Source organism: Agromyces sp. NPDC058136 (assembly GCF_042884375.1).
Classification (GTDB): domain Bacteria; phylum Actinomycetota; class Actinomycetes; order Actinomycetales; family Microbacteriaceae; genus Agromyces.
In genome coordinates, this window is sequence record NZ_JBHVUA010000001.1 from 1,333,673 (window position 1) to 1,356,336 (window position 22,664).

Consider the following 22,664-nt stretch of genomic DNA (forward strand, 5'->3'; position numbering starts at 1 on the left):
TACGTTCGCAGCGCGCGCTGCCCCGCAGTAGCCGTCGATCCGGCATCGAGGCATATCATGCAGATATGCCCACCCGTTGGCCCGAGCTCGCCGTGCTCGAACTGCTCGCCGCCGTCGGCGAGCACGGCAGCCTCGGCGCCGCCGCCCGCGCCGTCGGCATGGCCCAGCCCAACGCGAGCCGCTCGCTCGCGAACCTCGAACGCAATCTCGGGCTCTCCCTCGTCGAACGCCACCCCCGCGGCTCGCGGCTCACGGCTGACGGCATGGTCGTCGCCGAACTCGCGGGGCGGCTCGTCGAGGGCGCCGCCGAACTGCTCGCGACCGCGGGCGCGCTGCGCGAACGCCACTCGGCCCGGCTCGATCTCGCCGCGAGCCTCACCGTCGCCGAGTACCTGCTGCCCGCGTGGATCGCCGGGCTCCGGCACGCCCACCCCGAACTCGACGTGCGGGTGCGGGTCGAGAACTCGACCCAGGTGTTCGAACTCCTCGCCGCCCGCGAGATCGAGCTCGGCTTCGTCGAGTCGCCATCGGTGCCGCGGAGCCTCCGCAGTCGAACGGTCGCGCGCGACCGGCTCGTGGTCGTCGTCGCCCCCTCGCACCCGTGGACGCGCCGAACCCACGTCACCGCCGACGAGCTCGCGGCGACGCCGCTCGTCACCCGCGAGGCGGGCTCGGGCACGCGATCGACCCTCGCCGAGGCGCTCGCGGGGAGCGGAGCCGACAGCGCGGCCGGCACCGGCGCGACGGTCGGCGGCGCCCACGCGGCATCCGGCGTTCGCGAACTCGCCCCGCCGGCGATGGTGCTCTCGAGCAACGCCGCCGTGCTCATCTCGGCGGCCTCCGGCGCCGGGCCCGCGGTGCTCAGCGAGCTCGCGGTGCGCCCGTGGATCGCACGCGGCGACCTCGTCGAGGTGCCCGTCGAGGGGCTCGCGCTCGACCGGCGGCTGCGGGCGGTGTGGCGCTCGGGCGAGCCGCTGTCGGCACCGGCCGCGGCGCTGCTCGGGCAGCTGGGCGGCTGAGGCTCCCGGCCCGACCGCGAGCACGCTCGAGCCACCGCGCACCGCGTCACGAACGCGAAACATCCTCGAAGTACACTCGACAGTCGGCGCGCGCCACCCTGCTGCGCCCTCCCCCACCGACTTCCCCCGCCACAAGCGCCCGGAACCCGAGGAACACCAGCATGTCCGAACCCATCACCGTCTCCATCCGCAGAGAGGTCGACCCCGCGCACATCAACGAGGCGACCGCGTGGGTGCAGACCGGCGTGAACCTCGCGAACAAGTACCCGGGCTTCCTCGGCTCGGGCTGGGTGCGGGCGGGCGAGTCGTCGCAGGTGTGGCACATGCTCTACCGCTTCGCGAGCGAAGAGTCCCTCGAGGCCTGGGAGCGCTCGAGCGAGCGCACCTGGTGGCTGTCGATGGGCGAGGGATTCGTGCGCTCCGAGCGCAGCAAACGGCGCACCGGCATCGAGGGCTGGTTCGACGACCCGGCCACCGGGTCGATTCCTGCGGCGGATGCCACGGGCACGCCCCTCGACGAGGCATCCGCGCCGCCCGCGCCGCCGCGGTGGAAGCAGGCCGTCACCATCTGGCTCGGCTTCTTCCCCGTGAACCTCGCGTTCTCGTACCTCGTCTCACCGGTGCCCGGCTTCGGCGAGCTGCCGATCTGGCTGCGCGCACTCGTGACGACGCTCATCCTCACGCCGATCATGACGTACTGGGTGCTGCCGTGGGTCACCCGCCGACTGCACCGCTGGCTCACGACGCGCGCGTAGACGCCGTCGCGCGAAGGTCGGTCGAGCAGCGCGAAGCGCGTGTCGAGACCGCACGCGCCCGTGGTCGCGATACGCTCCGCTACTCGACCGACTCGGCCCAGGGCAACGGCCGCTCGGGCAGGCGCGCCGAGTCGTCGGGCAGGTGCGGCAGTTCGCTCCCGCCGGCCCTGATGCAGAGCCAGCGCAGCTGCTCGGTGCCGTCGGGCGCGCAGCGCCAGGTGCGCGCGACGTCCTGCCCGACCCGGACGACCGTGCCCGGGCCGACGTCGACGACCTCGTCGTCGAGACCCATCTGCCCGCGCCCCGAGATGAAGACGTAGAGCTCCTCGATGCGGGAGTGCGTGTGCCAGTAGCCGGCCTCCTCACCCGGTTCGAGCGCGTTCGCGGTGAGCCCGATGTACTGCATCGCGAGATCGTGGTCGACGACCCGCCGACCGTCGCGCGAGCTGTCGGGGCGGAACCCGCCGTGGTGTGCGCGCCACTCGTCGAGCGCGCCGATCTCGAGTACCTCGTATGCCGTCACGCCCGCCACGCTACCGCGCGGCGCCGGTTCGCGACTCGCTACAAAGTGTCGTCGAACGACGATTTCCCGACACTCTTCGCCGACTCGCGCGGGCGGGACAGGGCAGGCGGGTCAGCGCGCAGCGCCGATGCGACGGGAGAGTTCGGCGGCCGCGCTCCGCACGGCGGCGGCGATGTCGTCGGATCGCGACGCGGCATCCGAGTCCGCCCGGTAGGTGACCGCGATCGCCGCGGCGGGCCAGCCGACGTGGTCGAGCACGACGGCGCCGACGGAGGCGAGGCCCTCGGTGACCTCGCCGTCCTCGGCGGCCCAGCCCTGTTCGCGCACCCGCTGCAGCACCTGCTTGAGCCGGCCGTACCGCCACGCGGCCTCGTCGTCGTCGGACGGCGCACCGCGCCACGCGAACGCGGCCCGGTCGGGGTAGAGCGCCCGCAACTGCGCGGGCGGCAGCGCGGCGAGCATCGCCCGCCCGGTCGCGGTGAGGTGCGCGGGCAGGCGCACGCCGACGTCGCTCACGAGCGAGGGGCGGCGGGGGGCGCGCTCCTCGACGAGGTAGAGCACGTCGCGGCCGTGCAGCACGGCGAGGTGGCCGCTCTCGCCGAGGCGGTCGACGAGCCCGGCGACGAGGGGCCCGCCGAGGCGGGCGAGCGGCTGCTGCCTGCTGAACCCGCTCGAGAGCTCGAACGCGGCGATGCCGAGTCCGTAGCGGCGATCCTCGGGCAGGTGCACGACGAAGCCGCGCTCCTGCATGACGGCGAGCAGGTGGTAGACGGTGGAGCGCGGCAGTTCGAGCGCCTGCGCGATGGTCGTCGCGGGCACCGGGCCGCGCTGCGCGGCGAGGTGCGCGAGGATCGCGAGCGTCTGATCGGCGGCGGGCACCTTCGACCGCTCGCCACCCACCGGGCGATCGAGATGACGCAAGTGGTCGCTCTGCGGCGTGGATTGCGACATCTTGTGTCCTTTCGAGGGGCGTCGACGTGGTGAGGGGTGTGGGGCGGCTCCGGGGTTCCAGCTTAGGTGTCTGGGATTCCGGACGGACACCGGGCGCAGCCTCTTCACGCGCGTACAGCGAACGTGTGGAATCGAGAGCATGAGCAGCATCGCGCCTTCGACCTCCCCCGCCGTCACCGTCGGCATCGCCGGCCTCAGCATCGAGGACGTCGTCGCCGTGGCCCGCCACGGAGCATCCGTCGTGCTCGACCCCGCCGCCCTCGACGAGGTGGCCGCGAGCCGCGAGATCATCGACGCCCTCGCCGCCGACCCGAACCCGCACTACGGCATCTCGACCGGGTTCGGCGCGCTCGCGACGACCTTCATCGCCGAGGACCGCCGCGCGCAGCTCCAGGCGAGCCTCGTGCGCTCGCACGCCGCCGGCTCGGGCGCCGAGGTGGAGCGCGAGGTCGTCCGCGCGCTCATGCTGCTGCGCCTCTCGACGCTCATGACCGGCCGCACCGGCGTGCGCCGCGAGACCGCAGAGACCTACGCGGCGATCCTCAACGCCGGCATCACCCCCGTCGTGCGCGAGTACGGCTCGCTCGGCTGCTCGGGCGACCTCGCGCCCCTCGCGCACTGCGCGCTCGTCGCGATGGGCGAAGGCGAGGTGCGGGGCGCCGACGGCGCACTCGCGGATGCCTCGTCGGCGTTGTCTGCCGCCGGCATCGCGCCGCTCCACCTCGGCGAGAAGGAGGGCCTCGCCCTCATCAACGGCACCGACGGCATGCTCGGCATGCTCGCCCTCGCCATCACCGACCTCCGCATGCTGCTCACCACCGCCGACATCTCGGCCGCGATGAGCGTCGAGGGCCTCATGGGCACCGACGCGGTCTTCGCCGCCGACCTGCAGGCCCTCCGTCCGCAGCGCGGTCAGGCGATCTCCGCGTCGAACTTCCGCAAGCTCCTCGGCGACTCCCCCATCATCCACTCGCACAAGGGCCCCGAGGACGGCCGCGTGCAGGACGCGTACTCGCTGCGCTGCGCCCCGATCGTGCACGGCGCCGCACGCGACACCCTCGCGCACGCGATCTCGGTCGCCGAGGCCGAGCTCGCGAGCGCCGTCGACAACCCGGTGCTCACGAAGGACGGCAGGGTCGAGTCGAACGGCAACTTCCACGGCGCACCCGTCGCGTACGTGCTCGACTTCCTCGCCATCGCGGCGGCCGACGTCGCCTCGATGAGCGAGCGCCGCACCGACCGGTTCCTCGATCGCGCGCGCAACCAGGGCCTCCCCCCGTTCCTCGCGCACGAGGTCGGCGTCGACTCGGGCCTCATGATCGCCCAGTACACGGCCGCCGGCATCGTCTCCGAGATGAAGCGCCTCGCGGTGCCCGCCTCGGTCGACTCCATCCCGTCGTCCGCGATGCAGGAGGACCACGTCTCGATGGGCTGGGCCGCCGCACGCAAGCTCCGCCGGGCCGTCGACGGCCTCGCGCGCGTGCTCGCGATCGAGGTGCTGACCGCCGCACGCGGACTGGCGCTGCGCGCCCCCCTCGAGCCGGGCGCCCCGACCGGCGCCGTCGTCGCCCTCGCCGAGTCGCTCGGCGCCGGCCCCGGCCCCGACCGCTTCCTCTCCCCTGAGATCGAGGCGGTCACCGCCGCAGTGCTCGCGGGCGAGGTCGTCGCGCGCGCCGCAGCGCCCGTCGGCGAGCTCGCGTGAGCTGATTCGATACCCCGGGCGCAACGGCGCCGGGGTGGCGCGGAGGGCGGACTCGCGATGGCGGGCCGCCCTCCGTCGTTTCCGCCTTCCGACCGGCCCGAACCCCCGCACGACGATGCGACGGGGGCGTTCGCTCGCCACTTCGGGGACCCCAGCCGTTCACGAACCGGCCTCCTGCTCATCCCCCGAAGAGGGCACGATCGCACCCGGCCGAACTGTTGTGTGCCGCAGAGGCGGATGCAAGACTGAGGTACGTCGGCCAAAAGCCCGGCAACCCGAACGGAATCCAATGCCGCACCGCTTCAGCTTCGCCCCGCACGACCCCTTCCGAGCGCGACGCGCCCGGCCGAGTGGAACTGCGGTCGTGACCGCCGCCGTGGCCGTGCTCATCGGCATGAGCGTCGTACCCCCCGCGGTGGCCGAAGAGGTCGATTCGAGCGAGACGACGACCACCGACGCGACGACGACCGACAGCGGAACGGGCGAGAGCAGCGGCACCGGCGAGAGCAGCACGGGCGACAGCGGTTCGAGCGACGCGGGCGACGAGCCGACGACCGAGCCGACTCCGACGCCCGAGCCCACCCCGACGCCGACCCCGGAGCCCACTCCCGAGCCGACTCCGACTCCGACGCCAGAGCCCACGCCGACTCCCACGCCCGAGCCGACGCCCGAGCCGACGCCCACCCCCGAGCCCACGCCGGGCACGCCGATCCCGCCCGTGACGACGCCGACCACCCCGACCGCGCCCCGTGCGCCGGTCGTACTCATCGGTGACGGGCCGTTCGCCCGCATCTCGACCTCGACCGACTCGAACGTCGGCCCCCTGCTGCAGGCTCGGGCGCGGCTCGACCGCGCAGTCGCCGAGCTGCGCGACGCCGAGGCGGCGCTCGAGGGCGTGAAGTCGAAGCGCGAGGTCGCCCGCGGCATCGCCGAGCGCATGCAGACCCTCGCCGAGGAGGCCCGGCACGACGCCGATGTGGCGGCGGCCGGCTACCTCGCGGCGTCGAAGGGCGGCAACGCCTCCCTCAACTCGATGGACGCCGCATTCGGCTCGGGTCGCGACCTGCTCGCCGGGCTCGGCGGTGTGGCCCGCATCTCCGACATCGCGGGCGATGCCGATCGACTCCTCGAGGTCACCGCGAAGCGCGACGCCGAGGCCGACGCCGCCGAGGCCCGGGCCGACGAGGCGTGGGCCGCGGTCGACGCGATCGACGTCGAGTCCGCGGAAGACGAGGTCGCCGAGGCCGAGCGCGCCGTGACCGAAGCCCGTGCCGAGCTCTCGGGGCTCAAGACCAAGGTCGCGTCGACGAGCGTCGCCTTCCTCGAGACCCTCCCCGAAGACTCGGGTCAGCTGAGCGACCAGGGTTGGTCCGAGCCCGTCGAGGGTCGGCTCACCGACGGCTTCGGCCCGCGGCCGAACAAGCCGCTGCCGGGCGTCAACGACTTCCACCGCGGCACCGACCTCGCGGCGGGCTGCCGAGCACCCGTGTTCGCGGCGACCGGCGGCACCGTCGTCGAGGCCGGCGCGAACGGCTCGTACGGCAACTGGGTGCTGATCGACCACGGTGCGGGCGTCACGACCGGGTACGCGCACCTCATCGACGGCGGCATCCTGGTCGCCCCGGGCCAGCAGGTCGCGGCCGGCGAACTCATCGGCGCGGTCGGCTCGACCGGCGCGTCGACCGGGTGCCACCTGCACTACGAGGTGCGGCTCGGCGGCTCGGCGATCGACGCCATCCCGTTCATGGCCGCCCGCGGCATCGAACTCGGCTGAGGTGCGGGGCCTTCGGGCCACGCAGTGATTCACCCAGGTGAATTTCGCAACACAGCCCCGCGTCAGCGGCTCTCAGGCCTCCTCGATCCAATACGTTCGGATCATGACATCCCCGCAGCCGGCACCGGCTCTCCGCGTCCGTCCCCGAGTCTGGATCGGCCTTGCGGTCTTCCTCGGCTACGTCATCGTCGTCTTCATCGTCGGCAAGCTCTCGGGCGTTCCGTACACCGAGATGGGCCGCGACGGCGGCACGCTCTTCCTCGGCGCGGGGCTCATGCTCATCGTGGGCGCGATCCTGCTCGCGATCACCGCGAGCCTGCTCGGCTGGTGGCGCCCGGCCCTGTTCGACCGCAAGCACGGCGCCCGCTGGCCGATCTTCGTGCCCGCGATCATGGCGGTCGCGCTCGTGATCAACCTCGCCAGCACCGACTGGGGCTCGTACGACCTCGGCTTCTTCGCGGCGTCGATCGTGCTCATGCTCGTCGGCTTCACGGAGGAGATGGCGACCCGCGGCCTGCTGCTCGTGGGCCTGCGCAGCCGTCTCCACGAGGGCTGGGTGTGGTTCATCAGCTCGGCCGCGTTCGCCCTCATGCACCTCACGAACGCTCTCTCCGGGCAGGACATCGGCCTCACGATGACACAGGTCGGCATGGCGTTCCTCGGCGGCACGATCTTCTACATCCTGCGCCGCTCGACCGGCACCCTCATCTGGGCCATGGTGCTGCACGGGCTGTGGGACTTCTCGACCTTCGCCGTCGGCCACGGCACCCCGGGCCCGCTCGCCGCGCTCGCCTCCCCCGTCTTCATGCTCGCCGGCGCGCTCGGCCTCATCGTCGTCGCCTTCGTCATCCGCGGCGCCGACGAGCGCACCGACGCACCGCGCCCGGTTGCGAACGTCGCGAGCCTCGCATGACCGCCGCCGAGACCGCCGGGTCGCCGTGGCGACGGTTCTGGGAGCACGGAGGATGGTGGCGCTCGCTGCTGGTCGTCGTCGCGTACTACGCGGTGTACCAGGGCGTCCCGCTGCTGTTCGCGCCGCTGTTCCCGGCCGGCGAGACCGACGAGGCCGCGATCGTCTGGATCTTCACGGCGATCCCGGTCGCGTTCGGCGGCCTCGTCCTCGTCGTGCTCGCCTGGTCGCTGGGCTGGCTGCGTGAACTCTTCGGCCCGCAGCCGATCCGCGGGCGCGGGTGGATGTGGATCGCGGTCGTCGCGGTGCTGCTCTTCAACGTGCTGCGCTTCGCGACGATCGACTACGACGCGGCCGGTGCGAGCCTCGTGGTCGCTTGGCTGGTGGCGGGCCTCTTCATCGGATTCGCCGAGGAGACGCTGACCCGCGGCTTCGTGGTGAACCTGATGCGCAAGGGCGGGTACCGCGAGATCACGGTCGCCCTGGTCTCCGCGGCGCTCTTCGCGCTGCTGCACTCGGGCAACCTGCTCACGGGTCAGGCACTCGTCCCGACCCTGCTGCAGCTCGTGTACACCTTCGCCTTCGGCCTGTGCATGTACCTCGCGCTGCGCGTCACCGGCCACCTGATCTGGCCGATCCTGCTGCACGCGACGACCGACCCGTCGATCTTCCTGCAGTCGGCCTACCCGGCCGACGGCGCGCTCACCGCGTTCGCGGCGCTGGGCAACCCCGTGGTCATCGTCACCGGCCTCGTGCTGCTGATCTTCATCCGCGGCAAGGTCGGCGAGAACGCGGCAGGCACGGGGCTCGTCGAGCCGGGCACCGCGGTCCCCGGGCGATAGGCACCGGGGATGCCGCCGCTGCGGTCGCGGCATCCTGAACACCCGAACAGCCCCCGAGCCGACCAGGCCCGGGGGCTGTTCTCGCTTTCCACGCCGGGCCGCAGCGACGCCCGCCCCGGCCCGATTCTGGGATCCCAGACGGCCACCGCGTGGCATCCATTGCCGCATCGCATCGCGTGAGCGAGCATCGAACCATGACCGATGCACCCACCGCCGCCCCCGCAGGCCCCCGCACCGTTCGCGCCGCCCGCGGCACCGAACTCACCGCGAAGAGCTGGCAGACCGAGGCGCCGCTGCGCATGCTCATGAACAACCTCGACCCCGAGGTCGCCGAGCACCCCGAAGACCTCGTCGTGTACGGCGGCACCGGCAAGGCCGCCCGCAACTGGGAGGCGTTCGACGCCATCACGAAGACCCTCGAACGCCTCGAGCCCGACGAGACCCTCCTCGTGCAGTCGGGCAAGCCGGTGGGCGTCTTCCGCACGAACGTGTGGGCACCGCGCGTGCTCATCGCGAACTCGAACCTCGTGGGCGACTGGGCGACGTGGCCCGAGTTCCGCAAGCTCGAGGCCGAGGGCCTCATGATGTATGGCCAGATGACGGCCGGCTCGTGGATCTACATCGGCTCGCAGGGCATCCTGCAGGGGACGTACGAGACCTTCGCCGCGGTGGGCCGCAAGCTCATCGCCGAGGGTCGCGGCAGCGCGCTCGGCGCGGGCGCGGACTCCGCGAGCGAGAGCGAGGGCCCGCTCGCCGGCACCCTCACGCTCACGGGCGGCTGCGGCGGCATGGGCGGCGCACAGCCCCTCGCCGTCACCCTCAACGACGGCGCCTGCCTCATCGTCGACGTCGACGAGACCCGCCTCCGCCGCCGCGTCGGCAAGCGCTACCTCGTCGAGGTCGAGACCGACCTCGACACCGCGATCGCCAAGGTCCTCAAGGCCAAGGAGGAGCGGCGCGGCTGGTCGGTCGGCGTCGTCGGCAACGCGGCCGAGGTCTTCCCCGAGATCCTGCGCCGCCACCGCGCCGGCGAGCTGACCGTCGACGTCGTCACCGACCAGACGAGCGCGCACGACCCGCTGGCCTACCTGCCCGAGGGCGTCTCGGTCGCCGAGTGGAAGCAGGCCGCGGCCGCCGACCCCGAGGGCTTCACGAAGCAGGCCCAGCTGTCGATGGCGCACCACGTGCAGGCCATGGTCGAGTTCCAGGACGAGGGCGCCGAGGTCTTCGACTACGGCAACTCGATCCGCGACGAGGCCCGCAAGGGCGGCTACGACCGGGCGTTCGAGTTCCCGGGCTTCGTGCCCGCGTACATCCGCCCGCTCTTCTGCGAGGGCCTCGGGCCGTTCCGCTGGGTCGCGCTCTCGGGCGACCCCGAGGACATCCGCGTCACCGACGAGGCCATCAAGGAGCTCTTCCCCGAGAAGAAGCACCTGCACAAGTGGCTCGACGCCGCCGCCGAGCGCGTCGAGTTCGAGGGCCTGCCCGCCCGCATCTGCTGGCTCGGCTACGGCGAGCGGCACAAGGCCGGCCTCCGGTTCAACGAGCTGGTCGCCGAGGGCAAGCTGAAGGCGCCGATCGTGATCGGCCGCGACCACCTCGACTCGGGCTCGGTCGCGAGCCCGTACCGCGAGACCGAGGCCATGAAGGACGGCTCCGACGCGATCGCCGACTGGCCCCTGCTCAACGCGCTCACGGCGGCGTCGTCGGGTGCGACGTGGGTGTCGATCCACCACGGCGGCGGCGTCGGCATCGGCCGTTCCATCCACGCGGGCCAGGTCTCGGTCGCCGACGGCACCGAGCTCGCCGCGGCGAAGCTCACGGCGCTGCTCACGAACGACCCCGGCATGGGCGTCATCCGTCACGTCGACGCCGGCTACGAGCGGGCGATCGAAGTGGCGCGCGAGCGCGGCGTCGACGTGCCGATGCTCGACGAGGCGTGACCGTGAACACCCTCATCACGAACATCGGCGAACTCGTCACCAACGACGAGCAGCCCGGCCGCGAGGGCGGCCTGCTCGGCATCGTGCGCGACGCCGCCGTGCTCGTCGAACACGGCGTCGTCACGTGGGTCGGCCCGTCGGCCGACGCCGCCGCGCAGGTGCCCGCGAGCGGCGCCGAGATCGTCGATGTCGGCGGTCGCGCGGTGATCCCCGGGTTCGTCGACTCGCACACGCACCTCGTGTTCGGCGGCGACCGCGCCGAGGAGTTCGCCGCTCGCATGGCCGGGCGCCGCTACGAGGCGGGCGGGATCCGCTCGACCGTCGCCGCGACGCGCGCCGCCACCGACGACGAGCTGCGCGCCCGGCTCGCGGGCTTCGTCGCCGAGCTGCACGCGCAGGGCACCACGACGTTCGAGATCAAGTCGGGCTACGGCCTCAGCGTCGCCGACGAGGAGCGCCTCGTCCGCCTCGCCCGCGAGGTCACCCCCGAGGTCACCTTCCTCGGCGCGCACGTCGTGCCGTTCGAGTTCCGCGAGGACCCCCGCTTCGACGGCGACCCCGTCGCGGCGGGCGACGCCTACGTCGAGGTCGTCGTCGGCGAGATGCTCGACGCCTGCGCCCCGCACTCGCGCTGGGTCGACGCGTTCTGCGAGCGCGGAGCGTTCACGCCGGCGCAGTCGCGCCGCGTGCTCGAGGCCGGCCGCGCTGCGGGCCTCGGCGTGCGCGTGCACGGCAACCAGCTCGGCGAGGGCGAGGGCGTGCGCCTCGCGGTCGAGCTCGGTGCGGCCTCGGTCGACCACTGCACCTTCCTGAGCGACGCGGATGTCACGGCGCTGGCGTCGTCCGACACGGTCGCCACCCTGCTGCCGGGCGTCGAGTTCTCGACCCGCCAGCCCTACCCCGACGCGCGGCGCCTCATCGACGCCGGCGTCACCGTGGCGCTCGCGAGCGACTGCAACCCGGGTTCGAGCTTCACGAGCTCGATGCCGTTCTGCATCGCCGTCGCGGTGCGCGACATGGGCATGACCCCCGCCGAAGCCGTGTGGGCGTCGACCGCGGGCGGCGCGCTCGCGCTGCGGCGCGACGACGTCGGGGCGCTCCGTCCCGGGCTCCGCGGCGATCTCGCCGTGCTCGACGCCCCGAGTCACGTGCACCTGGCCTACCGGCCGGGCGTGCCGCTCATCGCCTCGACGTGGGCGGGCGGCGCGCGCGTCGCCTGAACGCCCGGCCCGCGGCATCCGATCGATGACCGAGTCGCCCGCTTCCGCTCGGAAGCGGGCGATTCGTCGTTCGGCGGAGTCGCGACGGTCAGTGCTTGGGCGTGTCGAGGTGCACGAGCTCGCCGGAGCCCTCGATGAGCTCGCACCAGGCGTCGACGTCGACCCGGCACTCGACGACGGCGCACGTCGGCAGTTCGACCCACTCGCCGGTGAGTTCGCCGACGGCGTCGCTCATGCCGGGGTTGTGCCCGACGAGCATGGCGATGCCGACGGCGTCGTCGAGGGTCGAGGCGAGGTGCAGGATGCTCCGCTCGGACGCCGCGTAGAGCTTCGCCTCCTCCACCACGTGGTCGTCGCCGATGCCGAGTGTGCGCGCCAGCAGGCGGGCGGTGCTCTTCGCGCGCACCGCGGTGCTCGTGACGATGCGGTCGGGGCGCACGCCCCGTTCGGCGAGTCGGTGCCCCATGGCGGGAGCGTCGCGCAGGCCCCGGTCGTTGAGGGGGCGGTCGTGGTCGTCGAGCATCGGATCGCCCCAGTCCGACTTCGCGTGCCGCACGAGGTAGAGCGTCTTCATCTCTTCAGGGTGGCACTCCGTCGCGCGCCCCACCAGTCCCCCGCGTCCCGCCCGGCGGGCGAGGCGTCGCAGGTGCGGGCCCGCTCAGCGGGCGGCGACCCCCGCGAGGAACTCGAGCACGCAGAGCGCGGCGAGGCGCACGGTGCGGCCGTCGGGCGCGTCGGCGCTCGCGTCGACCTCGGCGAGGTCGGCGCTCACGACCCGGATGTCACGGCCCGCGGCCCGCACGAGCGCGCGCAGCTCCCACGCGGCGAGGCCGCCGGGCATCGAGGCGGGGCAGCCGGGCACGACGGCGCGGTCGCACGCGTCGACGTCGATGTCGAGGTGCACGGGCCCGCCGGCGGCGCCCGCGATCTCGAGCGCCTCGGCCATGACGTCGGCGGGGCGGCGGCCGTGCAGCTCGTCGCGGTGGATCACCGTGATGCCGAGCTCGGCGGCGCGGCGGGCGTACTCGGCGGAGTTCGCGAAGTCGGCGATGCCGATCTGCACGATTCGGCGCGGGTCGAGCCCGGCCTCGACGAGGCGGCGCACGGGCGATCCGTTCGAGACGCCGTCGCGCAGGTCGTAGTGGGCGTCGATCGTGACGAGTCCGGCGGTGTCGAGCCGGTCGCCGTAGGCGCCGAGCGCGGTCGCGACGGTGAGCGAGTTGTCGCCGCCGAGCGCCATGACGGTCTCGGCGCGCCCCAGCAGCTCGGCGACGCGGGCGCGCGTGCGCGCCTCACCCTCGGGTCCGTCGGGCTCGACGATGTCGCCGGCGTCGACGACGCTCAGCGCGCCGAGGTCGACGGCGTCGCGGCCAGGCCGGTCGTCGCCCGCGCGCTCGGGCATGAGCGCTGGGCTGTAGCGACGCAGCGCCGCGCGGATCGCCGCGGGCGTCGTGTGCGCGTTCGTGGGCGAGAGCGAGGTGCGCCAGGCGGGCACGCCGAGCAGCGCGAGCGCGGCGGATGCCTCGGGGCCGAGCGTCTCGGGCGCGGGCCAGCCGCCTGCGCGGGGCCAGAGGGGATCATGCGAGAGTGCGACGTCGGCCATGCCCCCACGCTAGCGAGCGGGGCGGCGTGCCGCCGAGGCATCCCGGGCGACGCCTGTCTGCGATACCGGACTTCCCCTTTGGTTGAGGTGCGCACGACGAAGGAGCACGCGTCTCGAAACCCGGTGACCCGGTCTCGAGAGCGGCTCACCGGGTTTCGAGACGCGTCGCCGCTTCGCGTCGGCGCTCCTCAACCGGCGAGGTCGCTCCTCAACCGGCGGAGGCGGTCACGGCGCGGAGCGCAGCGAGCAGCTCGCGCTCGCGCTCGGGGCTGAGACCGGCGCCGCGCGGGCGGTCGAGGCCCTGCGCGCGCTCCCAGGCGAGGAGATCGACGAGCGTGTCGGCGAGTGGGCGCGGCGTGAACCCCTCGGCGCGCGCGGCGGCATTCGAGCGGTCCTGGAAGGCGCGCCAGCTCGGGTCGACGATCCAGAGGGGCAGCGAGTCGGGGCCCGACCACTCGGCGACGCCGTGCTCGACGAGCCATGCGGGGTCCGCGACGACGAGCTCGCCGTCGTGGCCCGCGACCTCGCGCGAGGCATCGAGGAACGCCTCGAACGTCGAGCGGTCGCCGACCGCGTTGAAGGCGCCGGCGAGCCCGCGTTCGACGGCGTCGAGGGTCCAGTCGACGAGGTCGCGCACGTCGACGAGCTGCGCGGCGGCGTCGGCGATGCCGGGAACGAGCATCGGCTCATCGTCGCGCGCCGCGCGGGCGGCCCAGTACCCGCTGCGCCCGGATGCGTCGCCGGGGCCCCCGATGAGCCCGGGGCGTACGACGAGGAGACGGTCGCCGACCGCCTCGCGATAGGCCTGCTCGATCGCCGACTTCGCCTCGCCGTAGGTCTCGGGGGTCGATTCGTCGGCCTCGAGGTGCGGCATGAGCTCGGCCGACTCGTCGGCTCCGGGCTCGTCGTGGCGCGCGTAGACGTTGCCCGAGGAGATGAAGGTCCAATGGCGGGCGAGCGGGGCGAGGGCCTCGGCGGCGCGCCGGGCGAAGCCGGGCTGGCGCGTCACGTCGATCACCGCATCCCAGTCCCGGTCGAGCACCGCGTCGTAGGCGTCCGGCTGCGAGCGGTCGCCGACCACGAGCCGCGAACCGGGCGCCACCTCGCCCGCCTCGCCTCTGGCGAGGCAGGTGACGTCGTGCCCGCGCCGCAGCGCCTCCCGGGCGAGTTCGCGTCCGAGCCATTGCGTGCCGCCGAGAATCAGGATGTCCATCCCGCCATCCCAGCAGATGCCGTCGGTGCACGGGAGAGGTGTTCGCCGAGCGCGGATCGCTCGCGTCGGGCAGCGGTTCGGAATACCGTCGAGGACATCGGAGTTCTCCCTTGCGAATACCCCACTGGGGTATTAACCTGAGGCCAGAGACGCAGGAGGGCGGCGCAATGAGCACCGGCAGGAACGAGACGCACACGGGGCACGACCACGCAGGCCACGCCGGGCACGACCACGCCGGGCACGACCACACCGGGCACGGCACGCAGCCCGAGCACGGGCCGCAGGCCCACGCCCACGCCGCCGCGACGCCGGCCGCGCACGCCCACCACGAGGCATCCGCCCACGAGGCCGCCGGACACGACCCGCACGCCGGACACGACCCGCACGCCGGACACGACATGAGCGGCCACGCAGGGCACGACCCCCACGCCGGACACGACATGAGCGGCCACGGCGGTCACGGCGACCACGTCGGCCAGTTCCGGCGCCTGTTCTGGATCATGCTCGTCATCGCGATCCCGACGATCGCGTTCAGCCCGATGTTCGCGTCGATCCTCGGCTACACGCTGCCCGACAACCCGATCATCCCGTGGATCTCGCCGGTGCTCGGAACCGTCATGTACTTCTGGGGCGGCAAGCCCTTCCTCACGGGCGCATGGTCGGAGCTCAAGGCCCGCAAGCCCGGCATGATGCTGCTCATCGGCCTGGCGATCACGGTCGCGTACTTCGCGAGCCTCGGCGCGAGCCTCATGCTGCTCAGCCACCACCTCGACTTCTGGTGGGAGCTCGCGCTGCTCATCGTGATCATGCTCCTCGGCCACTGGATCGAGATGCGGTCGATCATGCAGGCCTCGAGTGCGCTCGACGCACTCGCCGCACTCCTGCCCGACGAGGCCGAGCGCGTGACCGACGGCCCCGACGGCGCCCCGGTCACCGAGACCGTCTCCCCCTCCGAGCTCGCGGTCGGCGACCTGGTGGTCGTCCGCCCGGGCGGGCGCGTGCCGGCCGACGGCGAGGTCGTCGAGGGCACCGCCGCCATGGACGAGTCGATGATCACGGGCGAATCGGTCGCCGTCACCCGCGGCCCAGGCGACCACGTCGTCGCGGGCACCGTCGCGACCGACACGGCGATCCGCGTGCGCGTCGGCGCGGTGGGCGACGACACGGCCCTCGCGGGCATCCAGCGGCTCGTCGCGCAGGCGCAGGCCTCGAGCTCGCGCGCGCAGCGCCTCGCCGACCGTGCGGCGGGCTGGCTCTTCTGGTTCGCCCTCGCCGCGGCCGTCGTCACGGCGATCGCGTGGACCCTGCTCGGCAACCCCGACGACGCGGTCGTCCGCACCATCACGGTGCTCGTGATCGCCTGCCCCCACGCGCTCGGCCTCGCGATCCCGCTCGTCGTGTCGATCGCGACCGAGCGGGCCGCGAAGGGCGGCGTGCTCGTGACCGACCGCCTCGCCCTCGAGACGATGCGCACGGTCGAGGCCGTGCTGTTCGACAAGACGGGCACCCTCACGAAGGGCGAACCCGCGGTGGTGCAGATCACGGCCGCACCGGCGTTCGAACTCGCCGGCGTGATCCAGATCGCCGCGGCCGTCGAGCGCGACTCCGAGCACCCGCTCGCCCGAGCGATCGTCGCCGAGGCCGCAGCCCGCGGCCTCGAGCTCCCCGCCGTCGAGGGCTTCCAGGCGGTGCCGGGCCTCGGCGTCACGGCCGTCGTCGCCGGCGTCCCGGTGCATGTCGGCGGGCCCGCGCTGCTGGAGGGCCGCGGTGCCGAGCCGCTGCCCGGCACGCAAGCCTGGTCCGAGTCGGGTGCGACGGTGCTGCACGTCATCGTCGGCCACGAGGTCGCGGGCGCGATCGCACTGGCCGACGAGATCCGCCCCGAGTCGCGCGAAGCGGTCGACGCGCTGCACGCGCTCGGCGTGCAGGTCGTGATGATCACCGGCGACGCCGAACCCGTCGCGCGCACGGTCGCCGCCGAACTCGGCATCGACCGGGTCTACGCGGGCGTGCGCCCCGAAGACAAGGCGGCGAAGGTGCAGGAGCTGCAGCGCGAGGGCCTCCGCGTCGCGATGGTCGGCGACGGCGTGAACGACGCACCCGCGCTCGCCCAGGCCGACGTCGGCATCGCGATCGGCGCAGGCACCGATGTGGCGATCGCGTCGGCGGGGGTGATCCTCGCGTCGAGCGACCCGCGCTCGGTGCTGTCGGTCATCGAGCTCTCGCGGGCGAGCTACCGCAAGATGAGCCAGAACCTCTGGTGGGCGGCCGGGTACAACCTCGTCTCGGTGCCGCTCGCGGCGGGCATCCTCGCACCCATCGGCTTCGTGCTGCCGATGTCGGTCGGGGCGATCCTGATGAGCCTGTCGACGGTGATCGTCGCCGCGAACGCGCAACTGCTGCGTCGCCTCGACCTGCGCCCCGAGGCATCCGCCCGCGCGGTGCTCGGCCGGACGGCCGGCCAGGACGCAGGCCCGGTGCGCGAGCGGGTGGGCTGAGCCGCACCGACCATCCACGAAACGGGGGCGCTCCATCGCGGGGCGCCCCCGCCGACGTGCGACCTCGGGATGAAACGGTCGAATCGGCCGTACGCCGCAGGAGGGATCTTCGGCGATGCCTGCGAACGATGCGCAGGCTCAAACCGCTGATCAGCGGCAGTTTCGTCAGGATCCGTTCTCAGGTTCGACAGCTCGGTCAGCCGTAATCTCACTCACTCGCCCTCCAACGGCGAACGAGAGAACGGAATCAGATGACCACCAAGACCAACCTCACCACGACCCTGCTCGGCTCGGCCGTGCTCGTCACCGCCGTCGTCGGGCTCACCGGGTGCAGCGCGATCGACGAGGTCGACCGCTCACTCGACGAGCGCGGCGCCGGACACACCGTCGAGGTGCGCTACGAGACGGGCAGCGAAGGGCTCGCCGACGAGCGGGTGCAGCTTCCGGGCTGGGTGCCGGCCGGGGCATCCGAGATCACCGAGAAGGTGCGCACCACCGGCAGCGAGCGCCTCCTCCGGCTGAAGGCCGACGCATCGATGCTCGCCGAGCAGTGCGAGGCGTGGCCCGTCGGCACAGCTCCGCAGCGCCCGGCCGAGCAGAACACCTTCGGCGAGGAGATCACGTACCTCGACGCACCCACGATGCGCGCGTCGTGGTGGTCCGACGGCATCGAGCTCGCCTCGTCGCTGGTCTGCGGCGAGACCTGGTGGGTCGCCGAATCCGACGGCTGGGTCTACGCCTTCTCGCCCGAACGGCAGATGACCGAGATCGAGGAGGCGTCGACGCTCGGATGAGGCGCGAGGTTCAGGAACACCCGGCGCTCACACGAACTCGAGCAGCCGCTCGATCATGATGATGCGACGGGCCGCCTCGATGAGCGCGAGGTGCGAGAACGCCTGCGGGAAGTTGCCGAGGTGCTGCCCCGTCTCGGTGTCGAGCTCCTCGGCGAGGAGCCCCAGCGGCGAGACGATCCGCAGCAGCTTCTCCATGAGCGCCTTCGCGCGCGCGCCCTCGCCGATGATCGTCAGCGCCGAGACGAGCCAGAACGAGCAGATGAGGAAGGTGCCCTCGCGGCCCGTCAGCCCGTCGTCGGTCTCCTCCGTGCGATATCGGAGCACGAACCCGTCCGCCGTGAGCTCGTCGGCGATCGCGAGCACGGTCGCCCGCAACCGCTCGTCGTCGGGCGCCAGGAACCCGTAGATCGCCGCGAGGAGTGCCGAGGCATCCAGCGCGTCGGTTCCGTAGTGCTGGCGCAGCACGCCGCGCTCGCTCACCCCCTCGGCGAGGATGTCGGCGGCGATCTCATCGGCGACGGCGCGCCAGCGCGCCACGTCCTCGTCGGCGCCGACGAGCTGAGCGAGCTTCGACGCGCGGTCGAGCGCGACCCAGCACATGATCTTCGACGACACGTAGTGGCTCGGCTCGCCCCGGGCCTCCCAGATGCCCTGGTCTGGCTCGCGCCAGGCGGTCGTCGCGCACTCGGCCTGCGCCCGGATGACCGGCCAGAGCGTGCGGGGCACCCGTTGGCTCCGGCGGGCGTGCATGAGGATCGCGTCGAGCACCGCCCCGTACAGGTCGTTCTGGCGCTGGGCGAAGGCGCCGTTCCCGATGCGCACGGGACGGGCGCCGCGGTGGCCGGTGAGATGGTCGAGCGTCGTCTCGGTGAGGTCGCGGCGCCCGTCGATGCCGTACATGATCTGCAGCGAGCCGTCGTCGTTCGGCTCGAGCCCCGAGAGGAACTCGACGAACTCGTCGGCCTCCCAGTCGAGGTCGAGGTAGTGCAGCGCCTGCACGGTGAACGACGAGTCGCGGATCCAGTTGTAGCGGTAGTCCCAGTTGCGCTCGCCGCCCGGCGTCTCGGGCAGCGAGGTCGTGAGGGCGGCGACGGTCGCGCCGGTGGGCATGTAGGTGAGGCCCTTGATCGTGAGCGCCGAACGCTCGAGGGCCTCGCGCCACGGGTGATCGGGGATCGTCGCGTCGGCGAGCCAGTCGCGCCAGTAGGCGACCGTCGTCTCGAGCTGGGCCGCCGCCTCATCGACCGTCGCCGGCCCGGCGAGGTCGTCGGCCCACGAGAGCGAGCAGAACGCGCGCTCGCCGGCGCGCAGCGTGTGCCGCCCGCGCACATGGCCGCCCTGCACCCCGAGCGCGAGATCCGACCGCAAGCGCAATGTCGTTCCGGCGCCGCTCGCCGTGGCGGTGTGCACGTCGGTCGACACCCAGTCGGCCTCGGTCCGGCCGTAGTCGAACACCGGCTCGCAGATGAGCTCGAGCTCGACGTGCCCGTCGAAGCAGGTCACGGTGCGCACCAGGCAGTGTCCGGCGTCGTCGTCGGCGGGCGCGCGCGTGTGCGGGGTGGTCGTGTCGGGCTCGGATCGCGGCAGGATCGTGAGGGCGTCGCGCACCTCCGCCCAGCCGGTCGGGGTCTTCCACGTCGTGACGAGCACGTTGGTGCCGGGTTCGTAGCTCCTGGCCGACGGGGCGTTCACGTCGAACGGCCCGAAGCGGAAGTACCCGGCCTGCCGGTCGAGGATCGTCGCGAACACGCTCGGCGCGTCGAATCGCGGCGGGCAGAGCCACGCGACCGCCCCGTCGGGCGCGACGAGCGCCCCGGTGTGGCAGTCGGAGAGGAACGCGAAGGAGGCGATCGGCGGGAACGGCGACCTGGCGACGGCGCCCTGCATCTGCGGCGCCCGGCCCGACCGGCCCGCCAGGCCCGACCGGCCGGCCCGCTCGGCCCGCTCGGCCCGGCCCGCGCCATCCGCGCTCACGAGACCTCCGGCGAGAGCTCGCGAGCCCGGCGGAGCAGGGCGCGCAGTGCGTCGAGCTCGAGGTCGTCGGGCTCGGCGAAGGCGATCGCCGCCGCGCCGACCTTCACCCGGCCGAGCTCCGCGGCGCGGCGCCGGACGAGGTACTCGCCGTCTTCGGCCGCGTTCACGTAGAGGCTCAGGTGGTTCTGCTGCGCGGCGAGGCCCACCAGGAACCATTCGACCGCGGCCCCGCGCGGCCGGGGCTGGGTGATGGCGCCGTAGCCGACGATGCGCTGATCGGTGCCGCCCCACATGACGCCCGTCCAGAGCACGCGCTCCAGCCCCGAGAGCTCCTCGGCGATGATGCCGTCGAGCGTGCGGAGGTGATCGCCGCGCGGCCCCGGGATATCGGCGAGGAAGCGGTCGACATCGGTCTCGGTGCGTTCCATGGGCCCTCCGAACACGGTCGGTCTCGGTGGGGGCCGGGCGAACGGGCGCCGTCGCGCCGTCTCCCCACCTCGACCGTAGCCCTTCGATCACCGTTCGAGCAGTGCCCGTCCCCGATCGATCACGCACCCGCCCGAGCGCGACGACGGCTCAGACCGCGACGACCTCGTACCCGGCCTCCTCGACGGCGGCCGCGACGGCCGCATCGGCGAGCGGGGCGCTGCTGCGAACCGTGACGGTCGAGACGCCGCCGGCGACGAGCGCGACGTCGACCGAGTCGACGCCCTCCAGCGCTCCGAGCTCGGCGCTCACGTGGCGCACGCAGCTGCCGCAGGTCATGCCGGCCACGGCGTAGTCGGCGGTCACGAGCTCAGCGAGGTCGGATGCCGCGGCCTCCGTCGAAGCCGACGCCGACGCGTCGGGGATCGCGCAGCACGAGCACGAGGCATCCGCACCGCTCGAATCGGCGAGGGCGAGTTCGGTGGCACCCGCGGGCACTGCGGTGGCGAGGTTCTCGGTGGTCATGCGGCGTCCTTCCGTCGGTTCTGATGGAACTATACCCCGGTGGGGTATCCATCGCAAGGCGTCCGCCGCGCCGGATGACGCGATCGCCCCCGCCTGACAACATGAGCGAAGAAAGTTCTGCCGTGGTGTCGATCTCGCCGTCGCCCGTTCGACGCATGGGTGAGGCGGGCACTTCGGCCCGACCCGAACGCGAATCCGAACAAGGAGCACACCGTGAAGTACATGCTGATCATGCGATCGAACGACGCCGCCGTCGAGGCCTACGAGCAGCTCGACTTCAACGAGGTCATCGCCGCGATGGGCGCCTACAACGAGTCGCTCATCAAGGCCGGCGTGCTGCTCGCCGGAGAGGGTCTGGCCGACGCGAAGGAGGGCTTCGTCGTCGACTTCGACACGACTCCCCCGGTCGTGACCGACGGCCCCTACGGCGAGACCAAGGAGCTGTTCAACGGCTTCTGGATCATCCAGGCCCAGAGCCCCGAGGAGGCGGCGGAGTGGGCGAAGCGCTGCCCGCTCGGCCCGGGCGCGAAGCTCGAGGTGCGCCGCGTCAACGAGCTCGAGGACTTCCCGCAGGACAACGAGTGGATCCAGAAGGAGGCCGGCTGGCGCGACGAGCTCGAGGGCAAGGTCGGCTGACATGACGGATGCCACGGGCCCGGCCGGGTCGGCGACCGCCGACGCCGACCGGGCCCGGCGCGCCGTCGCGGCGGTGTGGCGCATCGAGTCCGCCCGCATCGTCGCCACGCTCGCCCGGTTCACCGGAGACGTCGGCGAGGCCGAGGACCTCGCGCAGGCCGCCCTCGTCGAGGCGCTCGAGCAGTGGCCGCGCGACGGCGTCCCGCGCAACCCCGGCGCGTGGCTCACCGCGGTCGCGAAGCGGCGTGCGATCGACGGCTGGCGCCGGCGTGAGCGGCTCGACGAGCGGTACGCCGCGATGGCGCACGACCTCGAGCAGCACCGCGAGGCATCCGACCCGTTCTTCGACCCCGACACCATCGACGACGACGTGCTGCGCCTCGTCTTCGTCTCCTGCCACCCCGTGCTCTCGCGGGAGGCGCAGATCGCCCTCACCCTGCGCATCGTCGGCGGTCTCTCGAGCGAGGAGGTCGCGCGCGCGTTCCTCGTGCCGACCGCGACGGTGCAGCAGCGCATCGTGCGCGCGAAGAAGACGCTCGCGGCCGCGAACGTGCCCTTCGCGGTGCCCGAGCCGCACGAGTACCCGGCGCGCCTCGCCTCGGTGCTGCAGGTGCTCTACCTGATCTTCAACGAGGGCTACCTGCCCGCCTCCGGCGAGCACTGGCTACGGCCGGATGTCTCGGCCGAGGCCCTGCGCCTGGCCCGCATGGTGGCGGGGCTGATGCCCCGCGAGCCCGAGGCGCACTCGCTCGTCGCGCTCATGGAGTTCACCGCCGCCCGGTTCCCGGCGCGCACGGCCCGCGACGGCAGCGCGATCCCCCTCGATCAGCAGGATCGCTCGCGGTGGGACCGCGCGCAGATCACGCGCGGTCAGGAGGCGCTCGCACGAGCCGACCGGATCGGGCGCGGTCGCGGCGCGTACGGTCTCCAGGCCGCGATCGCCGGATGCCACGCGGTCGCCCCCTCGGCCGACGACACCGACTGGGCGCAGATCGTCGTGCTCTACGAGGCCCTGGGCCGTCTCGCCCCCTCGCCCGTCGTCGAGCTCAATCGAGCCGTGGCCGTGGCGATGGCGACGGGGCCTGCCTCGGCCCTCCGGCTCGTCGACGAGCTCGTCGCCGAGGGGCGGCTGCGCGGGTATCCCCCGCTGCCCGCCGTGCGCGGCGAGCTGCTCGCCCGGCTCGGGCGCACCGACGAGGCGCGCGCCGAGCTCGAGACCGCCGCCCGGCTCACGGGCAACGAGCGCGAACGCGACGCCCTGCTCGCGAAGGCCGCGAAGCTCGCCGGCTGACCGACGCTGCCTGCGTTGCTCGTGCAGGAGATTTGCACTCGCGGGCGCTCACAGTCCGCGCGAGT

20 protein-coding genes are annotated in these 22,664 nt (G+C 73.1%); 12 read left to right on the forward strand and 8 right to left on the reverse strand.

Features of this window, described 5'->3' with window-relative positions; genetic code table 11:
- Positions 1-65: 65 nt before the first annotated feature.
- Both ACFVTX_RS06260 and ACFVTX_RS06265 read left to right on the forward strand, forming a co-directional pair.
- Positions 66-1,019, forward strand: coding sequence for a LysR family transcriptional regulator (locus tag ACFVTX_RS06260; RefSeq protein ID WP_386898692.1), 954 nt, complete (start codon positions 66-68; stop codon positions 1,017-1,019).
- A 161-nt stretch (positions 1,020-1,180) separates the two neighbouring features.
- Complete coding sequence (locus tag ACFVTX_RS06265) at positions 1,181-1,774, forward strand: antibiotic biosynthesis monooxygenase (protein ID WP_386898693.1); 594 nt, start codon at positions 1,181-1,183, stop codon at positions 1,772-1,774.
- 79 nt (positions 1,775-1,853) lie between these two features.
- Here the strand turns inward: ACFVTX_RS06265 and ACFVTX_RS06270 are convergent, their stop codons facing one another.
- Both ACFVTX_RS06270 and ACFVTX_RS06275 read right to left on the reverse strand, forming a co-directional pair.
- The gene (locus tag ACFVTX_RS06270) at positions 1,854-2,297 is read right to left on the reverse strand and encodes a cupin domain-containing protein (protein WP_386898694.1); all 444 of its coding nucleotides are present in this window, start codon (positions 2,295-2,297) and stop codon (positions 1,854-1,856) included.
- A 111-nt stretch (positions 2,298-2,408) separates the two neighbouring features.
- Positions 2,409-3,248: an IclR family transcriptional regulator gene (locus tag ACFVTX_RS06275; protein WP_386898695.1), complete on the reverse strand. Its 840-nt coding sequence runs from the start codon at positions 3,246-3,248 to the stop codon at positions 2,409-2,411.
- A gap of 139 nt (positions 3,249-3,387) precedes the next feature.
- Between ACFVTX_RS06275 and hutH the strand changes: the two genes are divergently transcribed.
- The 6 genes from hutH to hutI all read left to right on the forward strand — a co-directional run bounded on the left by hutH (position 3,388) and on the right by hutI (position 11,639).
- A complete protein-coding gene (hutH, locus tag ACFVTX_RS06280; RefSeq protein ID WP_386898696.1) occupies positions 3,388-4,950 on the forward strand; it encodes a histidine ammonia-lyase in 1,563 nt (520 codons plus the stop codon).
- A gap of 364 nt (positions 4,951-5,314) precedes the next feature.
- A complete protein-coding gene (locus tag ACFVTX_RS06285; protein WP_386898697.1) occupies positions 5,315-6,724 on the forward strand; it encodes a M23 family metallopeptidase in 1,410 nt (469 codons plus the stop codon).
- 103 nt (positions 6,725-6,827) lie between these two features.
- Complete coding sequence (locus tag ACFVTX_RS06290; RefSeq protein ID WP_386898698.1) at positions 6,828-7,637, forward strand: CPBP family intramembrane glutamic endopeptidase; 810 nt, start codon at positions 6,828-6,830, stop codon at positions 7,635-7,637.
- Positions 7,634-8,476, forward strand: a complete 843-nt coding sequence (locus ACFVTX_RS06295; RefSeq protein WP_386898699.1) for a CPBP family intramembrane glutamic endopeptidase — start codon at positions 7,634-7,636, stop codon at positions 8,474-8,476. Before ACFVTX_RS06290 ends, ACFVTX_RS06295 begins: the two co-directional genes overlap by 4 nt.
- Before the next feature lie 194 nt (positions 8,477-8,670).
- A complete protein-coding gene (locus tag ACFVTX_RS06300; RefSeq protein ID WP_386898700.1) occupies positions 8,671-10,419 on the forward strand; it encodes a urocanate hydratase in 1,749 nt (582 codons plus the stop codon).
- 2 nt (positions 10,420-10,421) lie between these two features.
- A complete protein-coding gene (hutI, locus tag ACFVTX_RS06305; protein WP_386898701.1) occupies positions 10,422-11,639 on the forward strand; it encodes an imidazolonepropionase in 1,218 nt (405 codons plus the stop codon).
- Positions 11,640-11,727: 88 nt separating this feature from the next.
- On the opposite strand, the gene ACFVTX_RS06310 is transcribed toward hutI, so the two are convergent.
- From ACFVTX_RS06310 to ACFVTX_RS06320, 3 genes are all read right to left on the reverse strand, one after another.
- Entirely contained in the window at positions 11,728-12,213 is a 486-nt protein-coding gene (locus ACFVTX_RS06310) for a SixA phosphatase family protein (protein ID WP_386898702.1), read from the reverse strand.
- Between the two features lie 84 nt (positions 12,214-12,297).
- Positions 12,298-13,242 carry an arginase family protein gene (locus tag ACFVTX_RS06315; protein WP_386898703.1) on the reverse strand — a complete coding sequence of 315 codons (945 nt, stop codon included), beginning with the start codon at positions 13,240-13,242 and terminating at the stop codon, positions 12,298-12,300.
- A 208-nt stretch (positions 13,243-13,450) separates the two neighbouring features.
- The gene (locus tag ACFVTX_RS06320) at positions 13,451-14,455 is read right to left on the reverse strand and encodes an NAD-dependent epimerase/dehydratase family protein (protein WP_386898704.1); all 1,005 of its coding nucleotides are present in this window, start codon (positions 14,453-14,455) and stop codon (positions 13,451-13,453) included.
- A gap of 167 nt (positions 14,456-14,622) precedes the next feature.
- On the opposite strand from ACFVTX_RS06320, the gene ACFVTX_RS06325 reads away from it, so the two are divergent.
- Both ACFVTX_RS06325 and ACFVTX_RS06330 read left to right on the forward strand, forming a co-directional pair.
- Entirely contained in the window at positions 14,623-16,953 is a 2,331-nt protein-coding gene (locus ACFVTX_RS06325) for a heavy metal translocating P-type ATPase (RefSeq protein ID WP_386898705.1), read from the forward strand.
- A gap of 251 nt (positions 16,954-17,204) precedes the next feature.
- Entirely contained in the window at positions 17,205-17,747 is a 543-nt protein-coding gene (locus ACFVTX_RS06330) for a hypothetical protein (RefSeq protein ID WP_386898706.1), read from the forward strand.
- A 27-nt stretch (positions 17,748-17,774) separates the two neighbouring features.
- Here the strand turns inward: ACFVTX_RS06330 and ACFVTX_RS06335 are convergent, their stop codons facing one another.
- From ACFVTX_RS06335 to ACFVTX_RS06345, 3 genes are all read right to left on the reverse strand, one after another.
- Positions 17,775-19,721 (reverse strand): glycoside hydrolase family 15 protein, encoded by a 1,947-nt coding sequence (locus tag ACFVTX_RS06335; RefSeq protein WP_386898707.1) that lies wholly within the window; start codon positions 19,719-19,721, stop codon positions 17,775-17,777.
- Positions 19,718-20,149 carry a hypothetical protein gene (locus ACFVTX_RS06340; protein WP_386898708.1) on the reverse strand — a complete coding sequence of 144 codons (432 nt, stop codon included), beginning with the start codon at positions 20,147-20,149 and terminating at the stop codon, positions 19,718-19,720. Before ACFVTX_RS06340 ends, ACFVTX_RS06335 begins: the two co-directional genes overlap by 4 nt.
- A 148-nt stretch (positions 20,150-20,297) precedes the next feature.
- Entirely contained in the window at positions 20,298-20,672 is a 375-nt protein-coding gene (locus tag ACFVTX_RS06345; protein WP_386898709.1) for a heavy metal-associated domain-containing protein, read from the reverse strand.
- A gap of 213 nt (positions 20,673-20,885) precedes the next feature.
- Between ACFVTX_RS06345 and ACFVTX_RS06350 the strand changes: the two genes are divergently transcribed.
- The gene (locus ACFVTX_RS06350) at positions 20,886-21,308 is read left to right on the forward strand and encodes a YciI family protein (RefSeq protein ID WP_376943489.1); all 423 of its coding nucleotides are present in this window, start codon (positions 20,886-20,888) and stop codon (positions 21,306-21,308) included.
- Position 21,309: 1 nt separating this feature from the next.
- Positions 21,310-22,599, forward strand: a complete 1,290-nt coding sequence (locus ACFVTX_RS06355) for an RNA polymerase sigma factor (protein WP_386898710.1) — start codon at positions 21,310-21,312, stop codon at positions 22,597-22,599.
- Positions 22,600-22,664: the final 65 nt, after the last annotated feature.

Excerpts from the sequence above, each read along its gene's own strand:
- ACFVTX_RS06290 (WP_386898698.1), top strand. The coding sequence starts at position 6,828 with ATGACATCCCCGCAGCCGGCACCGGCTCTCCGCGTCCGTCCCCGAGTC.
- ACFVTX_RS06275 (WP_386898695.1), bottom strand. The coding sequence starts at position 3,248 with ATGTCGCAATCCACGCCGCAGAGCGACCACTTGCGTCATCTCGATCGC.
- ACFVTX_RS06310 (WP_386898702.1), bottom strand. The coding sequence starts at position 12,213 with ATGAAGACGCTCTACCTCGTGCGGCACGCGAAGTCGGACTGGGGCGAT.
- ACFVTX_RS06320 (WP_386898704.1), bottom strand. The coding sequence starts at position 14,455 with ATGGACATCCTGATTCTCGGCGGCACGCAATGGCTCGGACGCGAACTC.
- ACFVTX_RS06265 (WP_386898693.1), top strand. The coding sequence starts at position 1,181 with ATGTCCGAACCCATCACCGTCTCCATCCGCAGAGAGGTCGACCCCGCG.
- ACFVTX_RS06355 (WP_386898710.1), top strand. The coding sequence starts at position 21,310 with ATGACGGATGCCACGGGCCCGGCCGGGTCGGCGACCGCCGACGCCGAC.
- ACFVTX_RS06325 (WP_386898705.1), top strand. The coding sequence starts at position 14,623 with ATGAGCACCGGCAGGAACGAGACGCACACGGGGCACGACCACGCAGGC.
- hutH (WP_386898696.1), top strand. The coding sequence starts at position 3,388 with ATGAGCAGCATCGCGCCTTCGACCTCCCCCGCCGTCACCGTCGGCATC.
- ACFVTX_RS06345 (WP_386898709.1), bottom strand. The coding sequence starts at position 20,672 with ATGACCACCGAGAACCTCGCCACCGCAGTGCCCGCGGGTGCCACCGAA.
- ACFVTX_RS06295 (WP_386898699.1), top strand. The coding sequence starts at position 7,634 with ATGACCGCCGCCGAGACCGCCGGGTCGCCGTGGCGACGGTTCTGGGAG.
- ACFVTX_RS06340 (WP_386898708.1), bottom strand. The coding sequence starts at position 20,149 with ATGGAACGCACCGAGACCGATGTCGACCGCTTCCTCGCCGATATCCCG.
- ACFVTX_RS06300 (WP_386898700.1), top strand. The coding sequence starts at position 8,671 with ATGACCGATGCACCCACCGCCGCCCCCGCAGGCCCCCGCACCGTTCGC.
- ACFVTX_RS06315 (WP_386898703.1), bottom strand. The coding sequence starts at position 13,242 with ATGGCCGACGTCGCACTCTCGCATGATCCCCTCTGGCCCCGCGCAGGC.
- ACFVTX_RS06330 (WP_386898706.1), top strand. The coding sequence starts at position 17,205 with ATGACCACCAAGACCAACCTCACCACGACCCTGCTCGGCTCGGCCGTG.
- ACFVTX_RS06260 (WP_386898692.1), top strand. The coding sequence starts at position 66 with ATGCCCACCCGTTGGCCCGAGCTCGCCGTGCTCGAACTGCTCGCCGCC.